This window comes from Radicibacter daui (assembly GCA_030657355.1).
Classification (GTDB): Bacteria; Pseudomonadota; Alphaproteobacteria; order Radicibacterales; family Radicibacteraceae; genus Radicibacter; species Radicibacter daui.
Genome location: CP131056.1, coordinates 2776913 through 2793753, shown reverse-complemented (window position 1 = coordinate 2793753; position 16841 = coordinate 2776913). Strand labels below are relative to the sequence as shown.

The window sequence follows — 16841 nt, the reverse complement described above, 5'->3', positions numbered from 1 at the left end:
CCTAGGATCAATCAGGCACTTAACGGCTACCAGGTAGCCTCAAGGATACCGCCATGCCCGATACCGCCCTTTCGCCGGTGCTTTATGCCAGCTGCCCCAGTCGCCTGATCCTCGACCAGATCGCGGATAAATGGTCGGTCTTCATTCTCGGCGTGCTGTGCGGCGGGCCGCAGCGCTTCAACACCATCAAGCGCAGCCTTGAGGGCATCACCCAGAAGGCGCTGACCCAGACGCTGCGCCGGCTGGAGCGTAACGGCATCGTCGAGCGCCGCGTACTCGCCACCTCCCCGGTGGCGGTGGAATATTCGGTAACGCCCCTCGGCGTATCGCTCAAGGAGCCCTTCCAGGCACTCTATCGCTGGTCCATCGCCAACCATGAGGCGGTTGAGGAAGCGCGGCGCCTTTATGACGAACGGGCGGAGGGTTGACCCTCCGCCCGCTCCTTTTCCCTCTGTGACCGGCTTCTCAGAGCGCCTTGATATCCATCAGCTCCTGAAGCCTGACCGAGCCGCCGCTGCGGCTGCTCTTGAGCGCCGCAAGCCCCGTCAGCACCGACATGGCGCCTGCCCGTGAGCCGGCGCGCTGGCGCAGCGGGTCGTTGGAGCCGGGTTTGAAGATCATGTCGCGCATGCGGTTGTCGCCGCCGAAATGGCCGCCGGGCTGGTGCGGCATCCAGATGCGCTCGGGCTCGTGCTCGTCAAAGCTGCGCATCACCACGATCTCGTCGGCCGGCGGAGTGGTCCAGGTCTGCTTTTCATACTGGCGCATCTCGATGCGCCCCTTATGGCCGTTGAAGGCGATGTGGTGGCCTTCCATCGGCATATAGGTGTTGAGCGAGTAGCTTACCTTCACGCCGCTTTTGTATTTGATCGCGGCGACCATGGTGTCGGGAATGTCGATCTCCTCCCGGAACACGCAGGCGTCGCGCACATACCCGTCTACGGCAGACGGTTCTTCATAAAGCGCATCGAGGAACGGGTCGGCGGCAAGGTCGAAGAAATACGGACATTCGCCGGCGTGCGGACAGGTGCGGCAACGCTCGCCCCGGAAGGGGCCGTTCTTGCCATAATGCACCAGATCGCCAAAGGCCTTTACCTCAACCGGGTCGCTGTCGAGATACCAGTTGAGCAGGTCAAAATGATGGGTCGCCTTGTGGACGAAGAGGCTGCCAGATTCCGCCGTAAAGCCGTGCCAGCGGCGGAAATAATCCGCCCCGTGCCGGTTATCGAGATACCAGTGGAAATCGACCGAGGTGACGTCGCCGATGGTGCCGGCATCAATCAGTTCCTTCATCTTCGCCGCCGTGGGCGCGAAACGGTAGTTGAAGGAAACATCCACCCGCCGCCCGGTGCGCCGCTCCGCCTCACGGATGCGGGCGATCTTGTCGGTCGTCGTTGTCAGCGGCTTTTCGCTGATGACATCGGCGCCCGCTTCCATGGCGGCAACGATGATTTCGTCATGATTGCTGTCGCGGGTACAGACGATGACGAGTTCCGGCTTCTGCTCGACCAGCAGTTGGGCGAAGTCCCGGTAGAGCGGGGCACCGGAGCCCATCATCTGCCGCGCGCGTTCGGCGCGCATCAGGTTGAGATCGCAGATCGCCACCAGCTCCACATAATCGCCCCAGCCGGCCAGCAGTTCGCGGCCCCACATGGTGGTGCCACGGTTGCCGGTGCCAACCAGCGCATAACGCAGTTTCTTCTGTGTCCCGCTCATCGCGGCTTTCTCCCATCGTCCGGAAGGGCGGCCCGTCTTGTTACGGTCGCGGGCACGCCCCGATCTCTATGGCTTCAGCAAACAGTCAGGTAACGCTCGATTGCCGTTTTCAGCACTTCTTCGCCGGGGCGCTTCTCCCAGTTCTGGGAGGAGAAGATCTCTACCTCCTGCGGGCCCTTGAAACCGGCTTTTTCGATCATGGCGCGGATGGCTTTCAGGTCGATGATGCCGTCGCCCATCATGCCGCGGTCGGTCAGGATATGCTGGGTCGGCACCAGCCAGTCGCAGATATGATGGGCAAGGATCTGCCCGTTGCGTCCGGCGCGGGCAATCTGGGCTTCCAGATCCGGGTCCCACCAGACGTGATAATTGTCGATGGCAACCCCCACGCCGTCGCCCAGCGCATCGCACAGGTCGAGGGCCTGGCCCAGCATGTTGACGCAGGCACGGTCGGCCGCATAAGCGGGGTGCAGCGGCTCGATGGCGAGTGGCATGCCTGAGGCGCGGGCGTGCGGCAGGATGGCGGCAAGGCCATCGGCCACCTGGCTGCGTGCCAGCGGCATGTCGCGTGAGCCTTTGGGCAAACCGCCCACCACCAGCACGAGGCAGGGGGAGCCGAGCGCTGCCGCCTCGTCGATGGCGCGGCGGTTATCGTCCAGCGCCTTTTCAAGGCCGGCCTTGTCGGCAGCGGGGAAAAAGCCGCCGCGGCAATAACCGGTAAGGCGCATATTGTTGGATTTGACGATGCGCGCGGCTTCCTCCACCCCAGCCGCCGCCACATGCTCGCGCCAGGGCGAGATGGCGGTGACGCCATGGGCAAGGCAGGCATCGACAATGGCGCCGAAGCTGCCGAACTGGCGCACGGTGGCGAAATTGATCGACAGCCCTTCAAGGCTGCGCGCCTCGGCGGCGACATGGTTCATGGCACTTTCTCCCCGATGATTTTTGTCCCGATGATTTTTGTCGTTGTGGTGTCTTCATCCTTAAGCGCGGCAAACACCGCGCGCGCCGCCTTGCCGTCGACGCCAAGGCCGGGTGCGGCCAGCAGGCTGCCGAGGGCGATGTTCCCGCCCGTAATCACCAGTCGGGCGCGGCCATCCGTCGGGCGATAGAGGTCGCCATGGGCGGCCAGAAAAGCGGCGTTCTCGCGTGCGTTCGCCCCGGCCATGCCATCCACATAATGGTGGCCGTTACGCTCGACATGGCCGGCGCCGATAAGGGCGGCGAGCGCCAGATCCTGCTGCACGGCGATGCCGGCCTGCGTCGTCAGATCCTCGGCGGAGAGGAAATACCGGTCGGTCTTCTCTTCGGCGTTCCACTTCGCCGCGCGCATGGCGTTGAGGAGGGCGCGGTAGAAGCCCTTGCAGGATTTGCTGGAGATGCCGGTGTAACCGGCGGCCTTTGCTGCCGGGAAAGCGCCGATATCGCCGTCGCTTTCGTCAATCTCCAGCGCTACGCGGGCGCCGGCCTTGCGCACGCTGGCGCTAAGGGCGCGGGCACGGTTGATCGGCTGCTCGATAAAGAGCAGGCGGCTTTTGAGCGCGGCGAGGGCTGGTTCGGCGTCGATGCGGTCCAGAAGGTCCAGCAGCGCCGCTTCATCCTCATATTGTTCATTGCCATCCAGCGTGGCGCGGTAGTCCGGCAGCCGGTCCAGCACACCGGCGATAGATTTGAGGTGGGCGGTGTCAGCATCCGGTTGGCCGGAGAGCTTGAGTTTGAAGCGGGTGAGGCCATAAGCGGCGAGTTCGTCTTCCAGACATTCCGGCAGCCCGTCACCAACCCGCGGGCGGTTCGCCGCGTCCGCCGCCGTCAGCGCATCGGCAAAACCCACGGTGTGGCGGGCACGGATGACGGGAGCGGGGGAAAGGCGGGAGAGAAAACCGCGGATGTCGAAACCGGCAAGGTCCGGGGCCGTGGTGGCATCAATGCCGGCAATGTTGCGCCGCATGGCCTCCGCCACCGGCAGGCCGTGATGGCGGCAGAGGGCATCCAGCATCGCCCGGTCGATGAGGGCGAGGCCGAAACTGGCAATGAGCCCGCCAAGCCCCTCAGCGGCGGCGGCCTTGTGATGGGCGGCTTCCACCCGCGCATGCAGGGCAAAAGCAGCGCCGCTGCCGGCAGTGCTCATCGCGGCGATGGCAAGTTCCAGCGACTGGCGCAGCTGGGCTTCATTGTCGGCATTGTCGAGCGCGGGGTTCTTGTCGAACCATTTCGGCACCATCAGCTCGGCGGCATACCCGGTGGCACGGGCACCGCCGGCAAACTCCACCTCCGCCTCCACGAACAGCTGCCGCGCCTCGGTCAACGTCGCGACGCCGAAGCGGAAGGGCAGGCGCAGCATCACCGCCCGCTCGAAGGAGCGGGCGGTGATGAGGCGAAGGGTCGGGGCGCTGCTCGTCATGCGTCCATCAACCTTCAGATCACCCCGTGCAGGGCCATCAGCCGGGCCATGCGGGTGGCGGCAAGGTCGGGATCGCGCAGCACATTGGCCTTGTCGGCAAGGCGGAACAGCGTGGCGAGGTGCTTCAGCGAACGGGCGCTTTCCTGCCCGCCCACCATGCGGAAATGCTCCTGCAACCCGTTTAGCCAGGCCATGAAGACGACGCCGGTTTTGTAAAAGCGGGTCGGCGCCTTGAAGATATGGCGCGAGAGCGCCACCGTCGGCTCCAGAATGTCGAAGAACTCATTCTCGCTGCCGCGCCCGAGCGCCGCCAGCGCGCCGGAAGCGGCCGGAGCAATGGCATCGAAGATGCCGAGCAGCGCATCGCTGTGCCCCTGTTCGTCACCGGCGATGAGTTCGGCATAGTTGAAATCATCGCCCGTATACATGCGAACGCCTTTGGGCAGGCGCCGGCGCATGGAGATCTCCTTTTCCTTGGAAAGCAGGGAGATCTTGATGCCATCCACCTTGTCCGCATGCGCCGCCAGAATGTCGAGGCAGATATCCATCGCGGCTTCATGGTTCGGCTGGCCCCAATACCCTTCCAGTGCCGGGTCGAACATCTCGCCCAGCCAGTGGATGATGACCGGCTCCTTCACCTGGGACAGGATGCGGCCATAGACCTTTTCATAGTCCGCCGGCGATTGGGCGATGGCGGCAAGCGCGCGGCTTGCCATCAGGATGATGCGCCCGCCCGCGCCCTCCACCATCTCCACCTGCCCTTCATAGGCGCGGATGATGTCATCCAGCGTCAGGCCCGCCGCCGGCACCAGATGGTCGGTGCCGGCGCCGCAGGCAATCAGGGCATCGTCGCGGCCTTCGGCTTCCTTCAGCGCGCGGCGGATAAGCTCCTGTGCCTGCGGCCAGCCAAGGCCCATGCCGCGCTGGGCGGTATCCATCGCCTCGGCCACCCCAAGGCCGAGATCCCACAGGCTGTGGCGGAAGGCGAGGGTGCGTTCCCAGTCAATCGCCGGGTCAATCCAGGGATCATTATCGGCAAAGGCATCCGCCACCACATGGGCGGCGGCAAAAGCGATACGGGGAAAATCGCTCGCCCGGCGGCGCGCGATATCCGGCAGTTTGCCCGAGAGCCTGTAGCGCTCGATGGTGCCGTCTTCGGCGGGCAGCAGCAGCTCGGCCATCCCGTCAGCCCTCCAGCGACGGCACGTCGAGCCAGCGCCGCTCGGCCCAGGATTTGAGCCCGAGTTCGGCCAGCTGCACGCCCTTGGCGCCTTCCATCAACCCGTAGGGCCACGGCCCATCCTCGGCGATATGGCGCAGGAACATTTCCCACTGGGCCTTGAAGCCGTTTTCCGACGGCCAGTTGTCCGGCACCTCGTCCCAGGTGTTCATGAAATCGATGGTCTGCGGCTGGTCCGGGTTCCAGACCGGTTTGGGCGTGTTGACCCGGTGCTGTGTCCAGCATTTGGTCAGGCCCGCAACGGCGGAGCCATGGGTGCCGTCCACCTGGAAGGTCACCAGATCGTCGCGGCGCACACGCACCGCCCAGGAAGAGTTGATGTGGGCAATCACGCCGCCTTCCAGCTCGAAGGTGGCGTAAGCCGCATCGTCGGCATCGGCCTTGTAGCGCTTGCCGGCCTCGTCCACCCGTTCGGGAATGTGGGTAGCGCCAAGGCAGCTGACGGCCTTTACGCTGCCGAAGAGATTATCCAGCACGTAACGCCAGTGGCAGAGCATATCGAGGATGATGCCGCCGCCATCGGCGCTGCGGTAATTCCACGACGGACGCTGGGCGGGCTGCCAGTCCCCCTCGAACACCCAGTAACCGAACTCGCCGCGCACGGAGAGGATGCGGCCAAAAAAGCCACTGTCACGCAGCATGGCCAGTTTCTTGAGCCCGGGCAGGAAGAGCTTGTCCTGCACCACGCCATGTTTGATGCCGCTCTTCTCGGCAAGGCGGGCGACCTCAAGCGCGGTGGCGAGGTCATCGGCAATCGGCTTTTCGCAATAGACATGTTTGCCGGCCTTGATGGCGCGGGTCAAAAGCCCGGCGCGCATCTGGGTGGTGCCGGCATCGAAGAAGAGGATGTCATCCGGATTGGCGAGCGCGGCGTCCAGATCGTCGCCCCAACGCTCGATGCCATGGGCGCGGGCGATGGCGCCCACCTTCTCCTTGTTGCGGCCGATCAGGATCGGGTCCGGCATCAGCCGGTCGCCATTCTTCAACAGCACGCCGCCCTGGTTGCGGATGGCGACGATGGATCGGATGAGATGCTGGTTAAGGCCCATGCGGCCGGTGATGCCATGCATGATGAGTCCCAGACGGGCCATCATAGTCCTCCCTCGTTTTTCGATTTTTATCAGCGGCAAGGGGCGCTTGGGCCCGGCCGCGTACATTTGTAACCGTATGGTTATAAGTTGCTGCCGGTTTCCGCTGCTTGTCAATGGCCCTCGCCGGGGCGAGATGCCTGTCTGCGCCAATGCTGCGGGCGCGAGACTATGTAAAAAGCGCCGCCCGGCTGGGGCGGCGCTCATGGTGCGACAAAAGCTCTTCGCGGGTGCGGCGAGAGGGGAAGGCACGGGGAGAGGGATCAGGCCCTGACGTGTGCCAGCGTCACCTCGGCGATGTGGTTGCCCCACTGCTCCAGCGCGTCCGGTGCCTCCAGGTCGCGGTTGAAGATGGTGGAGAGCGTGTAGCGGTTGTTGAGGTAGAAGAAGCCCAGCGCCGCGATGGTGAGATAGACGCCGACCGGATCGAGTCCGGGCTTGAAGACGCCGCTTGCCGCCCCGCGCGCCAGCACGCTTTCCAGCTCGATGATGAGGTTGGAATGCATGGATCTGATTTTGGTGGAGCGCTTGAGATACCGCGCCCGCATCTGGTTTTCAGCTGCAAGAAAACCAAGAAATTCAGGATGATCGAGGAAATAATGCCAGGTGAAGAGGGCAAGCTCGCGGATGCCGTCTTCCGGGTCGCGGCGTGTCAGATCCAGCCGGTGTTCGGCATGACGAATCGAAAAATAGGCTTCTTCCAGCACCGCCAGATAGAGCGCCTCCTTGTCGCCGAAATAGTGGTAGAGCATGCGCTTGTTGGTGCCGGCGCGCCTTGCAATCACATCGATGCGCGCCCCGCCCATGCCCTTTTCGGCGAACTCCTGCGTTGCGGCGGCCATGATGGCCGCAGCCGTCCGCTCCGGGTTGCGCGTTACCCGGGTGCGACGTTTGGGGGCAGGGGCCGCCTGCGCGCCGGCTTCCAAATCCGCCGCAGCCCCCGGATCGCGGGGCATTTCCGTATTCTGGTCTTCATCGTCGTTCGTCGTCACGGCTCATATCCCGGCTGGAAGGCAAGGGGGCGGTCCTTGACAAGCCTTCTCGTTGGTGCGCTACTTGTAACCGAATAGTTATAAGCCGGCAATAAAGTCGGCCATAGCGGACCCGATAGAGGCCGCATTTTCCTTGTGGGAGGAAACGGATGACTGACTTCAAACTCAGCAGGCGCACTGTTCTTGGCACCAGCGCCCTTTTTGCCGCCGCCAGTGCCCTCGGCGGCATGCCGGCCCTTGCCGCCACGCGGCTTCGCCTGCTGTGGTGGGGCTCGCAGGAGCGCGCCGACCGCACCAACAAGACCGTCGAGGCCTACAAGAAGGCCGCGCCCGACGTCAGCATCGATGGCGAGTTCCTGGGCTGGAACGATTACTGGACCCGCCTTGCCACGCAGGTTGCCGGTCGCAACGCGCCCGACCTGATCCAGATGGACTATCGTTATGTCTTCGAATATGCCCGCCGCGGCTCGCTGCTGGCGCTCGACGATTATCTCGGCAAAAGCCTGAAGATCGACGATTTCGGCAAGGACAACATCGATAGCTGCCGCGTGGACGGCAAGCTCTACGGCGTCAATCTCGGCGTCAATTCCAGCGCCGCCTTCTTCGATATCGGTGCCTGGTTCGATGCCGGCGTGCCCGCGCCCAGCCATGGCATGAGCTGGCAGCAATATTTCGACAATTGCGTTGCCTTCGCCAAGGCCAACAAGCGCAAGAACTTCTATGCCAGCGTCGATGCCAGCGGCATTGAGCCGAGCTTCGAGCTCTGGCTGCGCCAGCTCGGCAAGTCGCTTTACAACGATCAGGGCAAGCTGGGCTACACCGCGGAGGATGCGGCCGCCTGGTTCCAGTACTGGACCGATCTGCGCAAGGCCGGTGGCTGCGTCACCGCCGATATCCAGGCGCTCGACAAGCTCAGCATCGAAACCAGCCCGCTGACCACCGGTTATGCGGCGACGGGCTTTGCCCACTCCAACCAGTTTGTCGGCTTCCAGAAGCTCAGCAAGGCCAAGCTCGGTATTGCCCCCTATCCGGTCAAGCCCGATGGCAAGCCGGGCCACTACATGAAGCCCTCGATGATGATGTCGATCTCCGCCGCCACCGCCTCGCCGGATGCCGCGGTGGCTTTCGTCAACTTCATGGTCGAGAGCACGGATGCGGCGCAGGAGCTGGGCGTGGAGCGCGGTGTGCCGGCCTCGGCCGGCATGCGCGACGTGGTCACGCCGATGCTGGATGAGCCGGGCCAGATGGTCGTCGACTATATCGGCAAGCTCTCCGATCTCGCGGGCCCGCTGCCGCCGGCACCGCCCAAGGGCGCGGGCGAAATCGCCTTCTCCCTGCAGCGCATCAGCCAGGAAGTGGCGTTTGAAAGCTCCTCGCCGGCCGAGGGCGGCAAGCAGCTGGTTACCGAAGCCAACTCGATCCTCGAAAGAGCGTAAGAGCAATGAGTTCTGCGTCGTCCCCCGTGACGGCGCCGGCCAGCGGGAGGGGCTATGCTCCTCCCGGACGGCTGGGCCGTATCCTCTCCCGCAACGGGCCGGGCTATCTGTTTCTGCTGCCCTGGCTCATTGGTTTCTTCGGTCTCACGCTGGGCCCGGCGCTGTCGTCGCTTTACCTTTCCTTCACCGACTATGACCTGATTCAGGCGCCCAACTGGGTTGGCCTTGCCAATTATGTCCGCATCGCCACCGCCGATCCCAAGTTCAACGCGGCGATGCATGTAACCTTCCTTTATGTGGCGCTGTCGGTGCCGCTGAAGCTGATGTTCGCGCTTGCCGTCGCCATGGCGTTCAACCGCGGTATCGCCGGCCTGCCGCTCTATCGCGCCATCTTCTATCTCCCCTCCCTGCTGGGCTCGAGCGTCGCCATCGCCGTGCTGTGGCGCCAGCTGTTTGCTGCCGACGGGCTCGTCAACGGCATGCTCGCCTGGTTCGGTTTCCAGGGCCCGAGCTGGATCTCCAATCCGCATTATTCGCTCTATACGCTGGTGGTGCTGTCGGTCTGGCAGTTCGGCTCGCCGATGATCATCTTCCTTGCCGGCCTGCGGCAGATCCCGGGCGACCTTTACGAGGCGGCGGAGATCGATGGTGCATCGAACTGGCGCAAGTTCTGGCGCATTACCCTGCCGCTGCTGACCCCGGTCATCTTCTTCAATTTCGTTGTGCAGACGATTGATGCCTTCAAGGCTTTCACCCCGGCCTTCATCATCTCCGAAGGCACCGGCGGGCCGATCAATTCCACGCTTTTCTACACGCTCTATCTCTATCAGGAGGCGTTCGGCTTCTTCCGCATGGGCTACGCCTCGGCGCTGGCCTGGATCCTGGTGATCATCATCTCGCTCTTCACCGCCTTCGCCTTCCTCAGCTCCAGATACTGGGTGCATTACGATGAATAGGCCGCCGATCCCGCGCGGGCCCGGTGCCGCCCGTCATTCCATCCGCCGCTCGGCCTTCATCCATGCCGGGCTGATCGTGGCCTCCTTCGTCATGCTCTATCCGCTCTTGTGGATGCTGTCGGGCTCGCTGCGGCCGGAGAACGAGATTTTCGGCGGCAGCTCGCTCATTCCCTCGCATATCAGCCTCGATGCCTTCGTGCGCGGGTGGAACGGCCTGCAGATCAGCTTCGGCACCTTCTTCTGGAATTCGCTCGTCATCTCGGTGCTGGCGACCATCGGCAATGTGTTTGCCTGTTCGCTCACGGCCTATGCCTTCGCCCGGCTCAAGTTCCGCGGCCGTAATTTCTGGTTCGCGCTCATGCTGGGCACGCTGATGCTGCCCTATCACGTCACGCTTATCCCCCAGTACATCCTCTTTCTCGACATGGGGTGGGTGAACACCATCCTGCCGCTGGTGGTGCCGAAATATCTGGCAGTCGATGCCTTCTTCATCTTCCTGATGGTGCAGTTCTTCCGCGGCATCCCGCGCGAGCTGGACGAGGCGGCGATGATGGATGGCTGCAGCGCCTGGCGCATCTACCGCAAGATCATGCTGCCGCTGTCGCTGCCGGTGATGGCCACGGCCGCCATCTTCTCCTTCCTGTGGACCTGGGAGGATTTCTTCGGCCCGCTCATCTACCTCAACGACATGAAAAGCTACACGGTGCAGATCGGCTTGCGCACCTTTGTGGACTCAACCGGCAGCTCTGACTGGAGCTCGCTGTTTGCGATGTCGATCCTGTCGCTGATCCCGATCTTCCTCTTGTTCCTGTTCTTCCAGCGAGCCCTCATCGAAGGCATCGCCACCACCGGCATGAAACGCTGATGCCGGGCGGGCGAGGGCGCCCGACCCCCGAGGTTTCCTGCGGTTTCCTGCCCCAGAACTTACCCAGATAAAGGGAAACGCCATCATGAGTTCCGTGCGTTTCGTGGCTGTCGGTATCAACCACGATCACATCAACGGCCAGATCAAGGCGCTGACCAATGCCGGCGCCGAACTGGCAGGCTTTTATGCCGAAGAGGATGATCTCGCCGCCGCCTTCATGGGCCGTTATGCCGGCGTGCCGCGCCTTGACGATCCGCGCCGGGCCTATGACGACAAGTCCGTCGGCCTCGTCATCAGCGCAGGTATTTCTGCCCGCCGCGCCGGCATCGCCATCGATGCGATGCGCGCCGGCAAGGACGTGATGCTGGATAAGCCGGGCATGACCAGCCTCGAACAGTTGGCCGCCGTCAAGGCCGCGCAGCAGGAGACGGGCCGCATCCTCTCCATCATGTATTCCGAGCATTTCGAGGTTGGCGCCACGGTCAAGGCCGGGGAGCTGATCGCCGCCGGGGCGATTGGGGAGGTGGTCAATATCGTCGGCCTCGGCCCCCATCGCCTGCGCAAGGCGGAGCGGCCGGGCTGGTTCTTCAATCGCGCCGAATATGGCGGCATCCTTTGCGATATCGCCTCGCATCAGGTGGAGCAGTTCCTGTTCTTCACCGGGGCGGAGGATGCCGACATTCTCTCGGCCAGCGTTGCCAACATTGCCAATCCGGACAAGCCCGAGCTGCAGGATGTCGGCGACATGCATCTGCGCGCGCTCAAGGGCGGCAAGCCCGGCGCCAGCGGTTATATCCGCGTGGACTGGATGACGCCGCAGGGCCTGCCGGTGTGGGGCGACGGGCGCCTTACCATCATCGGTACGGAGGGCTATATCGAGCTGCGCAAATATATCGACATCGCCGGCAAGCCGGGCACGGACCATCTGTTCCTTGCCGATGCCAAAGGCCTGCAGCACATCGATGCCAGCAAGACGCCTCTGCCCTATGGCCCGCAGCTGCTGGCCGACATCCGCGACCGCACCGAAACCGCGATGCCGCAGTGGCGCTGCTTCAAGGCCATGGAAATTTCGCTGAAGGCGCAGGCCCATGCCGAAGCTGCCGCAGCCACCGCCCGAAAGGTCGCCTGAGATGTCAAAAATCCTGAAAGTCGCTGTTGTCGGCGGCGGTATCGGCCGCTTCCACATCGTGGAGGGGTATCAGCCCTTCCCGGAGCTTTTCGAAGTCACCGTGCTGTGCGATCTCGACGACGCCCGGCTGGAGAGCCTTGGCAAGGAATTCAGCATTCCGCGCCTGACCAAAAGCTTTGAAGAAGTGCTGGCCATGCCGGACATCGACATCATCGATGTCTGTACCCCGCCCGGCCTGCACAAGCCGATGGTTCTGGCCGCGCTTGCCGCCGGCAAGCATGTCATCTGCGAAAAGCCGCTTGCCGGCTCGATTGCCGATGTGGACGAGCTGATTGCGGCGGAGAAGAAATCGAAGGGCAAGCTGATGCCCGTCTTCCAGTACCGTTACGGCGACGGGGTGCAGAAGGCGCGCGCCATCATCGAGGCCGGCATTGCCGGCAAGCCTTATCTCGGCACGGTGGAGACGCTGTGGAAACGCACTGCCGACTATTACGCCGTGCCCTGGCGCGGCAAGTGGGCGACGGAGCTGGGCGGTGTGCTGATGACCCATGCCATCCACGCCCATGACCTGATGGTTTATCTGATGGGGCCGGTGACCTCGCTCTTTGCCCGCGTGACCACCCGCGTCAACGCCATCGAGGTGGAGGATTGCGTCAGTGCCTCCTGGCTGATGGAAAGCGGCGCGCTGGTGACCGCCAGCGCTACGCTCGGCTCACAGGAAGAAATCAGCCGCCTGCGCCTTTGTTTTGAGAACGTGACCTTCGAGAGCAATCACGAGGCCTATTCCCCAGGGGACGATCCCTGGCAGATCATCCCGGCTAATGAGGCGATTGCCGCCCGCATCGACGCGCTGCTCAGGAACTGGAAACCGTCGGGCCGGCGCTATGGCGGGCAGATGCCGGCTTTCCATGCCGCGCTGACAGCCGGCGGGCCGCTGCCGGTTACGGCGGCGGATGCCCGGCGCTCGCTGGAGATGGTGACGGCCTTCTATCATTCCTCGGAGACGGGGCGTGATGTGGGGCTGCCGCTCAGTGCCGATCATCCCAAATATCATGGCTGGCGCCCGGCTGCGGCCAGCGCGGCCGAATAAACCGGGCCTTAGACAGCAAGAGAAAAGGGGCCGCAGGCAAAGCCATAGAAGCCGCCGCGGCCCCGCCAGAGGAAAAGACCTTTCGGGAGGAAGGATTTGATGTCGACGAGCATCCAGTTGAACAAGGTGGTGAAGGCGTACGGGCCGCTGCGGGCGATCAAGGGGATCGACCTTTCCATCGAGCCCGGCGAATTCACCGTCTTTGTCGGCCCGTCAGGCTGCGGCAAGTCCACGCTCCTGCGCATGATCGCCGGCCTTGAGGAAATCTCCGACGGCGATCTGCTGATCGATGGCGAGCGCATGAACGAGGTGGCGCCCTCCCGGCGCGGCATCGCCATGGTGTTCCAGTCCTATGCGCTTTATCCGCATATGAGCGTCTACAAGAACCTCGCTTTCGGCCTTGAGACCATGGGGGCGAAGAAGGACGAGATCGATCGCAAGGTGCGCCATGCGGCCGAAATCCTGAAGATCGACAGTTACCTGCAGCGCCGCCCCAAGGCGCTTTCCGGCGGCCAGAGGCAGCGCGTTGCCATTGGCCGCGCCATCGTGCGCGAGCCGCGCATCTTCCTCTTCGACGAGCCGCTCTCCAACCTTGATGCCGAGCTGCGCGTGCAGATGCGCGTGGAGCTTTCCCGCCTGCACCAGCAGCTGGGCAATACGATGATCTATGTGACGCACGATCAGGTGGAGGCCATGACCATGGCCGACAAGATCGTGGTGCTGCGCGACGGGCAGGTGATGCAGGTGGGCAAGCCGCTCGACCTCTATAACCGCCCGGCCAACCAGTTCGTCGCCGGCTTCATCGGCTCGCCGAAGATGAATTTCCTGCCGGCAAAGCTGGCGGGTAATGCCGGCGCTGCGGGTGAGGGGGCGACCCTGGAAGTTGCCGGCACCAGCCTGCCTTTCGGTCGCGCGCTGCCGCCAGCCCTTGCCGGCGAGGCCCTGACCTTTGGCGTGCGCCCCGAGCACATCACTGTGGGCGGGGAGGCGGGCGTGTTTCTGGGCGAGGTGGAAGTGCAGCTGGTCGAACATCTCGGCGGCCAGACGGTGCTTTATGTCTCCACCAAAGGCGGCGAGATGCTCACCGTTGTTATCGACGGCCAGATGCGGGTCACGCATGGCGAGAAGGTTGCGCTGCGCGTCGATCCGGCGCTCTGCCATCTCTTCAATGCGGAGGGGCTGGCGATAGCGGCTTGAAGAGAGTTTCTAGCCGCTCGCCTGCTTCACAAAATCCACAAACGCCCTGAGCGCCGCCGGTAACTGCCGGCGGCTGGGGTAGTAGAAGAAAAAGCCCGGATAGAACGGGCACCAGTCTTCCAGCACCCGTATCAGCCGCCCTTCGGCGACCAGGGTTTCGGTCTGGCTGTGGAAGGTGAAGGCGAAGCCGGCGCCTTGCGTGGCGGCAAGGGGCATCATGTCCATGTCGCTGAGGGTGACCGGGCCGTTTACCTCCACCTCCACCGCTTCGCCGCCACGCCCGAATTCCCAGCGGTAAAGCGTGCCGCTGGCGTAGCGAAAGCGGATGCAGGGCAGCTTTTGCAGATCATGCGGTACCAGCGGCCGGCCGACGCGCGCGATCAGGTCGGGCGTGGCCACGACGCTGAAGCGCTGGCGGGGGCCAAAGGGCAGGGCGATCATGTCCTGTTGCAGCATTTCGCCGAAGCGGATGCCGGCATCGAAGCCGCCGGCCACGATATCCACCAGCCGGTCCTCCACCACGATATCCAGCTCGATCTCCGGATAGGCGGTGCGGAAACGCCCGAGCATTGGCAGCAGCCCGATGCGGGCCGCCGAGCGCGGCACGTTGAGGCGCAGCAGGCCGCTCGGGCTGCCGCGATAGCGGTTGAGATCATCCAGCGCGTCGTCAATATCGAGAAAGGCCGGGCGCAGGCGCTTGTAGAGCCGCTCGCCGGCTTCCGTCAGTGCCACGCTGCGGGTGGTGCGGTTGAAGAGCCGTACATCCAGCCGCTCCTCCAGCGCGCGCAGGGCATGGCTGAGCGCAGAGGGCGTCACCCCCAGCTCGACAGCGGCCTGGCGGAAACTCAAATGCCGGGCGATGGCGAGAAACATCGCAAGTTCAGCGTGGGAGGATATTTTAATTGATGAGCAGCATTCAGCAAGGACTGGAGAAATAAGACGATTATTTCACCTAAGGCGCAAGGCTAACGTCTCCCCAAGGCCGCTGTGGCCGGTTCTGACCCGCCCGGTTTTGGGCTCTTGCATCAGTGAAGGGAGATCATCATGCGCGTCTGGTTCATCACGGGAGCATCCCGCGGTTTCGGTGCCCTTATCGCCCGGGAAGCCCTTGCCCAGGGCGACGCCGTCGTGGCCGCAGCCCGCAATCCGAAAACGGTGACCGAGCGGCTTGGCGAGCATGCCAACCTGCTGCCGGTGCGTCTGGACGTCACAAACGAGGAAGAGGCCCACGCCGCTGCCAAAGCCGCGGTCGAGCGTTTCGGCCGCATCGATGTACTGGTCAACAATGCCGGCTTCGGCCTGCTGGGCGCCGTTGAGGAGTCCACCACCGCCGAGGTGGAAGCGGTCTACCGCACCAACGTCTTCGGCCTTGTCGGGGTGACCCGGGCTGTGCTGCCGCATCTGCGCCGCCAGCGCTCCGGCCACATCCTCAACATCTCCTCCGTCGGCGGTTATCGCGCCTATATGGGCTGGGGCATCTATGGCTCCACCAAGTTTGCGGTGGAGGGCATCAGCGAAGCGCTGGCGATGGAGGTAAAGCACCTCGGCATCAAGGTCACCGTGGTGGAGCCCGGTTTCTTCCGCACCGATTTCCTCGATGAAAGCTCGCTGAGTGTCAGCCCGCGTATCATCGCGGATTATGCCGAAAGCACCGGCGCCATGCGTGAGTTTGCCGCCAGCCACAACCATGCCCAGCCGGGCAATCCGGCCAAACTGGCAAGTGCGCTTATGGTTCTGGTGGCCAACGACAACCCGCCCCTGCGCCTGCCGCTTGGCAGCGACACCGTCGCGGCGATTGAAGCCAAGAACGCCTATGTCGCCGACGAGCTGGCGACTTGGCGCGATCTGGCGGTATCGACGGACTTTGCCGCGGAGGATGCGGCCGCCTGAGGGCGCCGGCTTCTAGCCGCCAAAAGCCCCGGCCAGCGATGGTCGGGGCTTTTTGTTGCTATGCCATGCCGCCTTTTTGCCTGCCTTTACCGTCTCCTGCGTATCAAGCCCGGGTGAATGGAAAAGGGCAGGGCACGTGGCGAATTATACTCCCGCCGAGACGAGTGCGATCTACGAGGCGGAAAACACCTTTTATTTGCGGGGAGCCCCCTCGCGCCTCGGCAAGCTGCTGGCGCATTACGAGCTGTACCGGATGATCGAAGGGCTGCCGGGAGCGGTGGTGGAGATGGGCGTCTACAAGGGCGCCTCGCTTGTGCGTTTCGCGACCTTCCGCCATCTGCTGGAAAACAACTTCTCCCGCCCGATTTATGGCTTCGATGCTTTCGGGGCATTTCCGCGCGGGGAGGTGGCCGGCTGCGCCGACCGGGCCTTTATCGAGCGCTTCGAGGCGGCCGGAGGGGAGGGGATTTCCCGGGCCGGGCTGGCGACCATTCTGGCGGAGAAGGGTTTCGCCAATATCAGCCTTGTGGAAGGCAATATCTTCGAGAGCCTGCCCCGTTTCCTTGTCGAGCATCCGGCGGAACGGATCGCGCTGCTGCATCTCGACCTTGATGTTTATGAGCCGACCGCTTTTGCCATCGAGCAGCTTTTGCCGCGGATGGCGCCGGGCGGGCTGATCGCTTTTGATGATTATGGCCTTGTCGAGGGCGCGACCCGGGCGGCCGACGAACTCTGTGCCCGGCTGAGCAAGGGCATTTCAAAACTCCCGCATTATGTCGTGCCGACCTTCCTCCGGGTGTGACTAAGGGGGCCGGGAACGGCCTTTTATCTACCTGCACTA

Annotated in this window: 16 protein-coding genes; 9 read left to right on the top strand and 7 right to left on the bottom strand. The window is 63.7% G+C overall.

Features of this window, described 5'->3' with window-relative positions:
- Positions 1–53 precede the first annotated feature (53 nt).
- Positions 54–428, top strand: coding sequence for a winged helix-turn-helix transcriptional regulator (locus tag QTL98_RS13225; protein WP_445678936.1), 375 nt, complete (start codon positions 54–56; stop codon positions 426–428).
- A 37-nt stretch (positions 429–465) separates the two neighbouring features.
- Here QTL98_RS13225 and QTL98_RS13220 read toward each other — a convergent pair whose 3' ends face one another.
- From QTL98_RS13220 to QTL98_RS13195, 6 genes are all read right to left on the bottom strand, one after another.
- Positions 466–1716: a Gfo/Idh/MocA family protein gene (locus QTL98_RS13220; RefSeq protein WP_445678935.1), complete on the bottom strand. Its 1251-nt coding sequence runs from the start codon at positions 1714–1716 to the stop codon at positions 466–468.
- Between the two features lie 74 nt (positions 1717–1790).
- Positions 1791–2639 (bottom strand): sugar phosphate isomerase/epimerase family protein, encoded by an 849-nt coding sequence (locus tag QTL98_RS13215; protein WP_445678934.1) that lies wholly within the window; start codon positions 2637–2639, stop codon positions 1791–1793.
- Complete coding sequence (locus tag QTL98_RS13210; protein ID WP_445678933.1) at positions 2636–4117, bottom strand: mandelate racemase; 1482 nt, start codon at positions 4115–4117, stop codon at positions 2636–2638. Before QTL98_RS13210 ends, QTL98_RS13215 begins: the two co-directional genes overlap by 4 nt.
- Before the next feature lie 14 nt (positions 4118–4131).
- Positions 4132–5298, bottom strand: coding sequence for a dihydrodipicolinate synthase family protein (locus tag QTL98_RS13205; protein WP_445678932.1), 1167 nt, complete (start codon positions 5296–5298; stop codon positions 4132–4134).
- Positions 5299–5302: 4 nt separating this feature from the next.
- Positions 5303–6448 carry a Gfo/Idh/MocA family protein gene (locus QTL98_RS13200; RefSeq protein WP_445678931.1) on the bottom strand — a complete coding sequence of 382 codons (1146 nt, stop codon included), beginning with the start codon at positions 6446–6448 and terminating at the stop codon, positions 5303–5305.
- A 260-nt stretch (positions 6449–6708) separates the two neighbouring features.
- Positions 6709–7401 carry a TetR/AcrR family transcriptional regulator gene (locus QTL98_RS13195; protein ID WP_445682152.1) on the bottom strand — a complete coding sequence of 231 codons (693 nt, stop codon included), beginning with the start codon at positions 7399–7401 and terminating at the stop codon, positions 6709–6711.
- 185 nt (positions 7402–7586) lie between these two features.
- On the opposite strand from QTL98_RS13195, the gene QTL98_RS13190 reads away from it, so the two are divergent.
- The 6 genes from QTL98_RS13190 (at position 7587) to QTL98_RS13165 (ending at position 14110) form a co-directional block, all read left to right on the top strand.
- Positions 7587–8873 carry an ABC transporter substrate-binding protein gene (locus QTL98_RS13190; protein ID WP_445678930.1) on the top strand — a complete coding sequence of 429 codons (1287 nt, stop codon included), beginning with the start codon at positions 7587–7589 and terminating at the stop codon, positions 8871–8873.
- Between the two features lie 5 nt (positions 8874–8878).
- Positions 8879–9829 carry a carbohydrate ABC transporter permease gene (locus QTL98_RS13185; RefSeq protein WP_445678929.1) on the top strand — a complete coding sequence of 317 codons (951 nt, stop codon included), beginning with the start codon at positions 8879–8881 and terminating at the stop codon, positions 9827–9829.
- A complete protein-coding gene (locus QTL98_RS13180; RefSeq protein ID WP_445678928.1) occupies positions 9822–10694 on the top strand; it encodes a carbohydrate ABC transporter permease in 873 nt (290 codons plus the stop codon). Before QTL98_RS13185 ends, QTL98_RS13180 begins: the two co-directional genes overlap by 8 nt.
- An 85-nt stretch (positions 10695–10779) precedes the next feature.
- On the top strand, positions 10780–11823 hold the full coding sequence (locus QTL98_RS13175) for a Gfo/Idh/MocA family protein (RefSeq protein WP_445678927.1): 1044 nt from the start codon (positions 10780–10782) through the stop codon (positions 11821–11823).
- A gap of 1 nt (position 11824) precedes the next feature.
- Complete coding sequence (locus tag QTL98_RS13170) at positions 11825–12913, top strand: Gfo/Idh/MocA family protein (protein ID WP_445678926.1); 1089 nt, start codon at positions 11825–11827, stop codon at positions 12911–12913.
- A gap of 99 nt (positions 12914–13012) precedes the next feature.
- Positions 13013–14110, top strand: coding sequence for an ABC transporter ATP-binding protein (locus tag QTL98_RS13165; RefSeq protein WP_445678925.1), 1098 nt, complete (start codon positions 13013–13015; stop codon positions 14108–14110).
- A 9-nt stretch (positions 14111–14119) separates the two neighbouring features.
- On the opposite strand, the gene QTL98_RS13160 is transcribed toward QTL98_RS13165, so the two are convergent.
- Complete coding sequence (locus QTL98_RS13160; RefSeq protein ID WP_445678924.1) at positions 14120–14983, bottom strand: LysR family transcriptional regulator; 864 nt, start codon at positions 14981–14983, stop codon at positions 14120–14122.
- A gap of 171 nt (positions 14984–15154) precedes the next feature.
- Between QTL98_RS13160 and QTL98_RS13155 the strand changes: the two genes are divergently transcribed.
- Together QTL98_RS13155 and QTL98_RS13150 are read left to right on the top strand one after the other, a co-directional pair.
- A complete protein-coding gene (locus QTL98_RS13155; RefSeq protein ID WP_445678923.1) occupies positions 15155–16000 on the top strand; it encodes an oxidoreductase in 846 nt (281 codons plus the stop codon).
- A gap of 136 nt (positions 16001–16136) precedes the next feature.
- Positions 16137–16802: a TylF/MycF/NovP-related O-methyltransferase gene (locus tag QTL98_RS13150; protein WP_445678922.1), complete on the top strand. Its 666-nt coding sequence runs from the start codon at positions 16137–16139 to the stop codon at positions 16800–16802.
- The last annotated feature ends 39 nt before the right edge of the window (positions 16803–16841 follow it).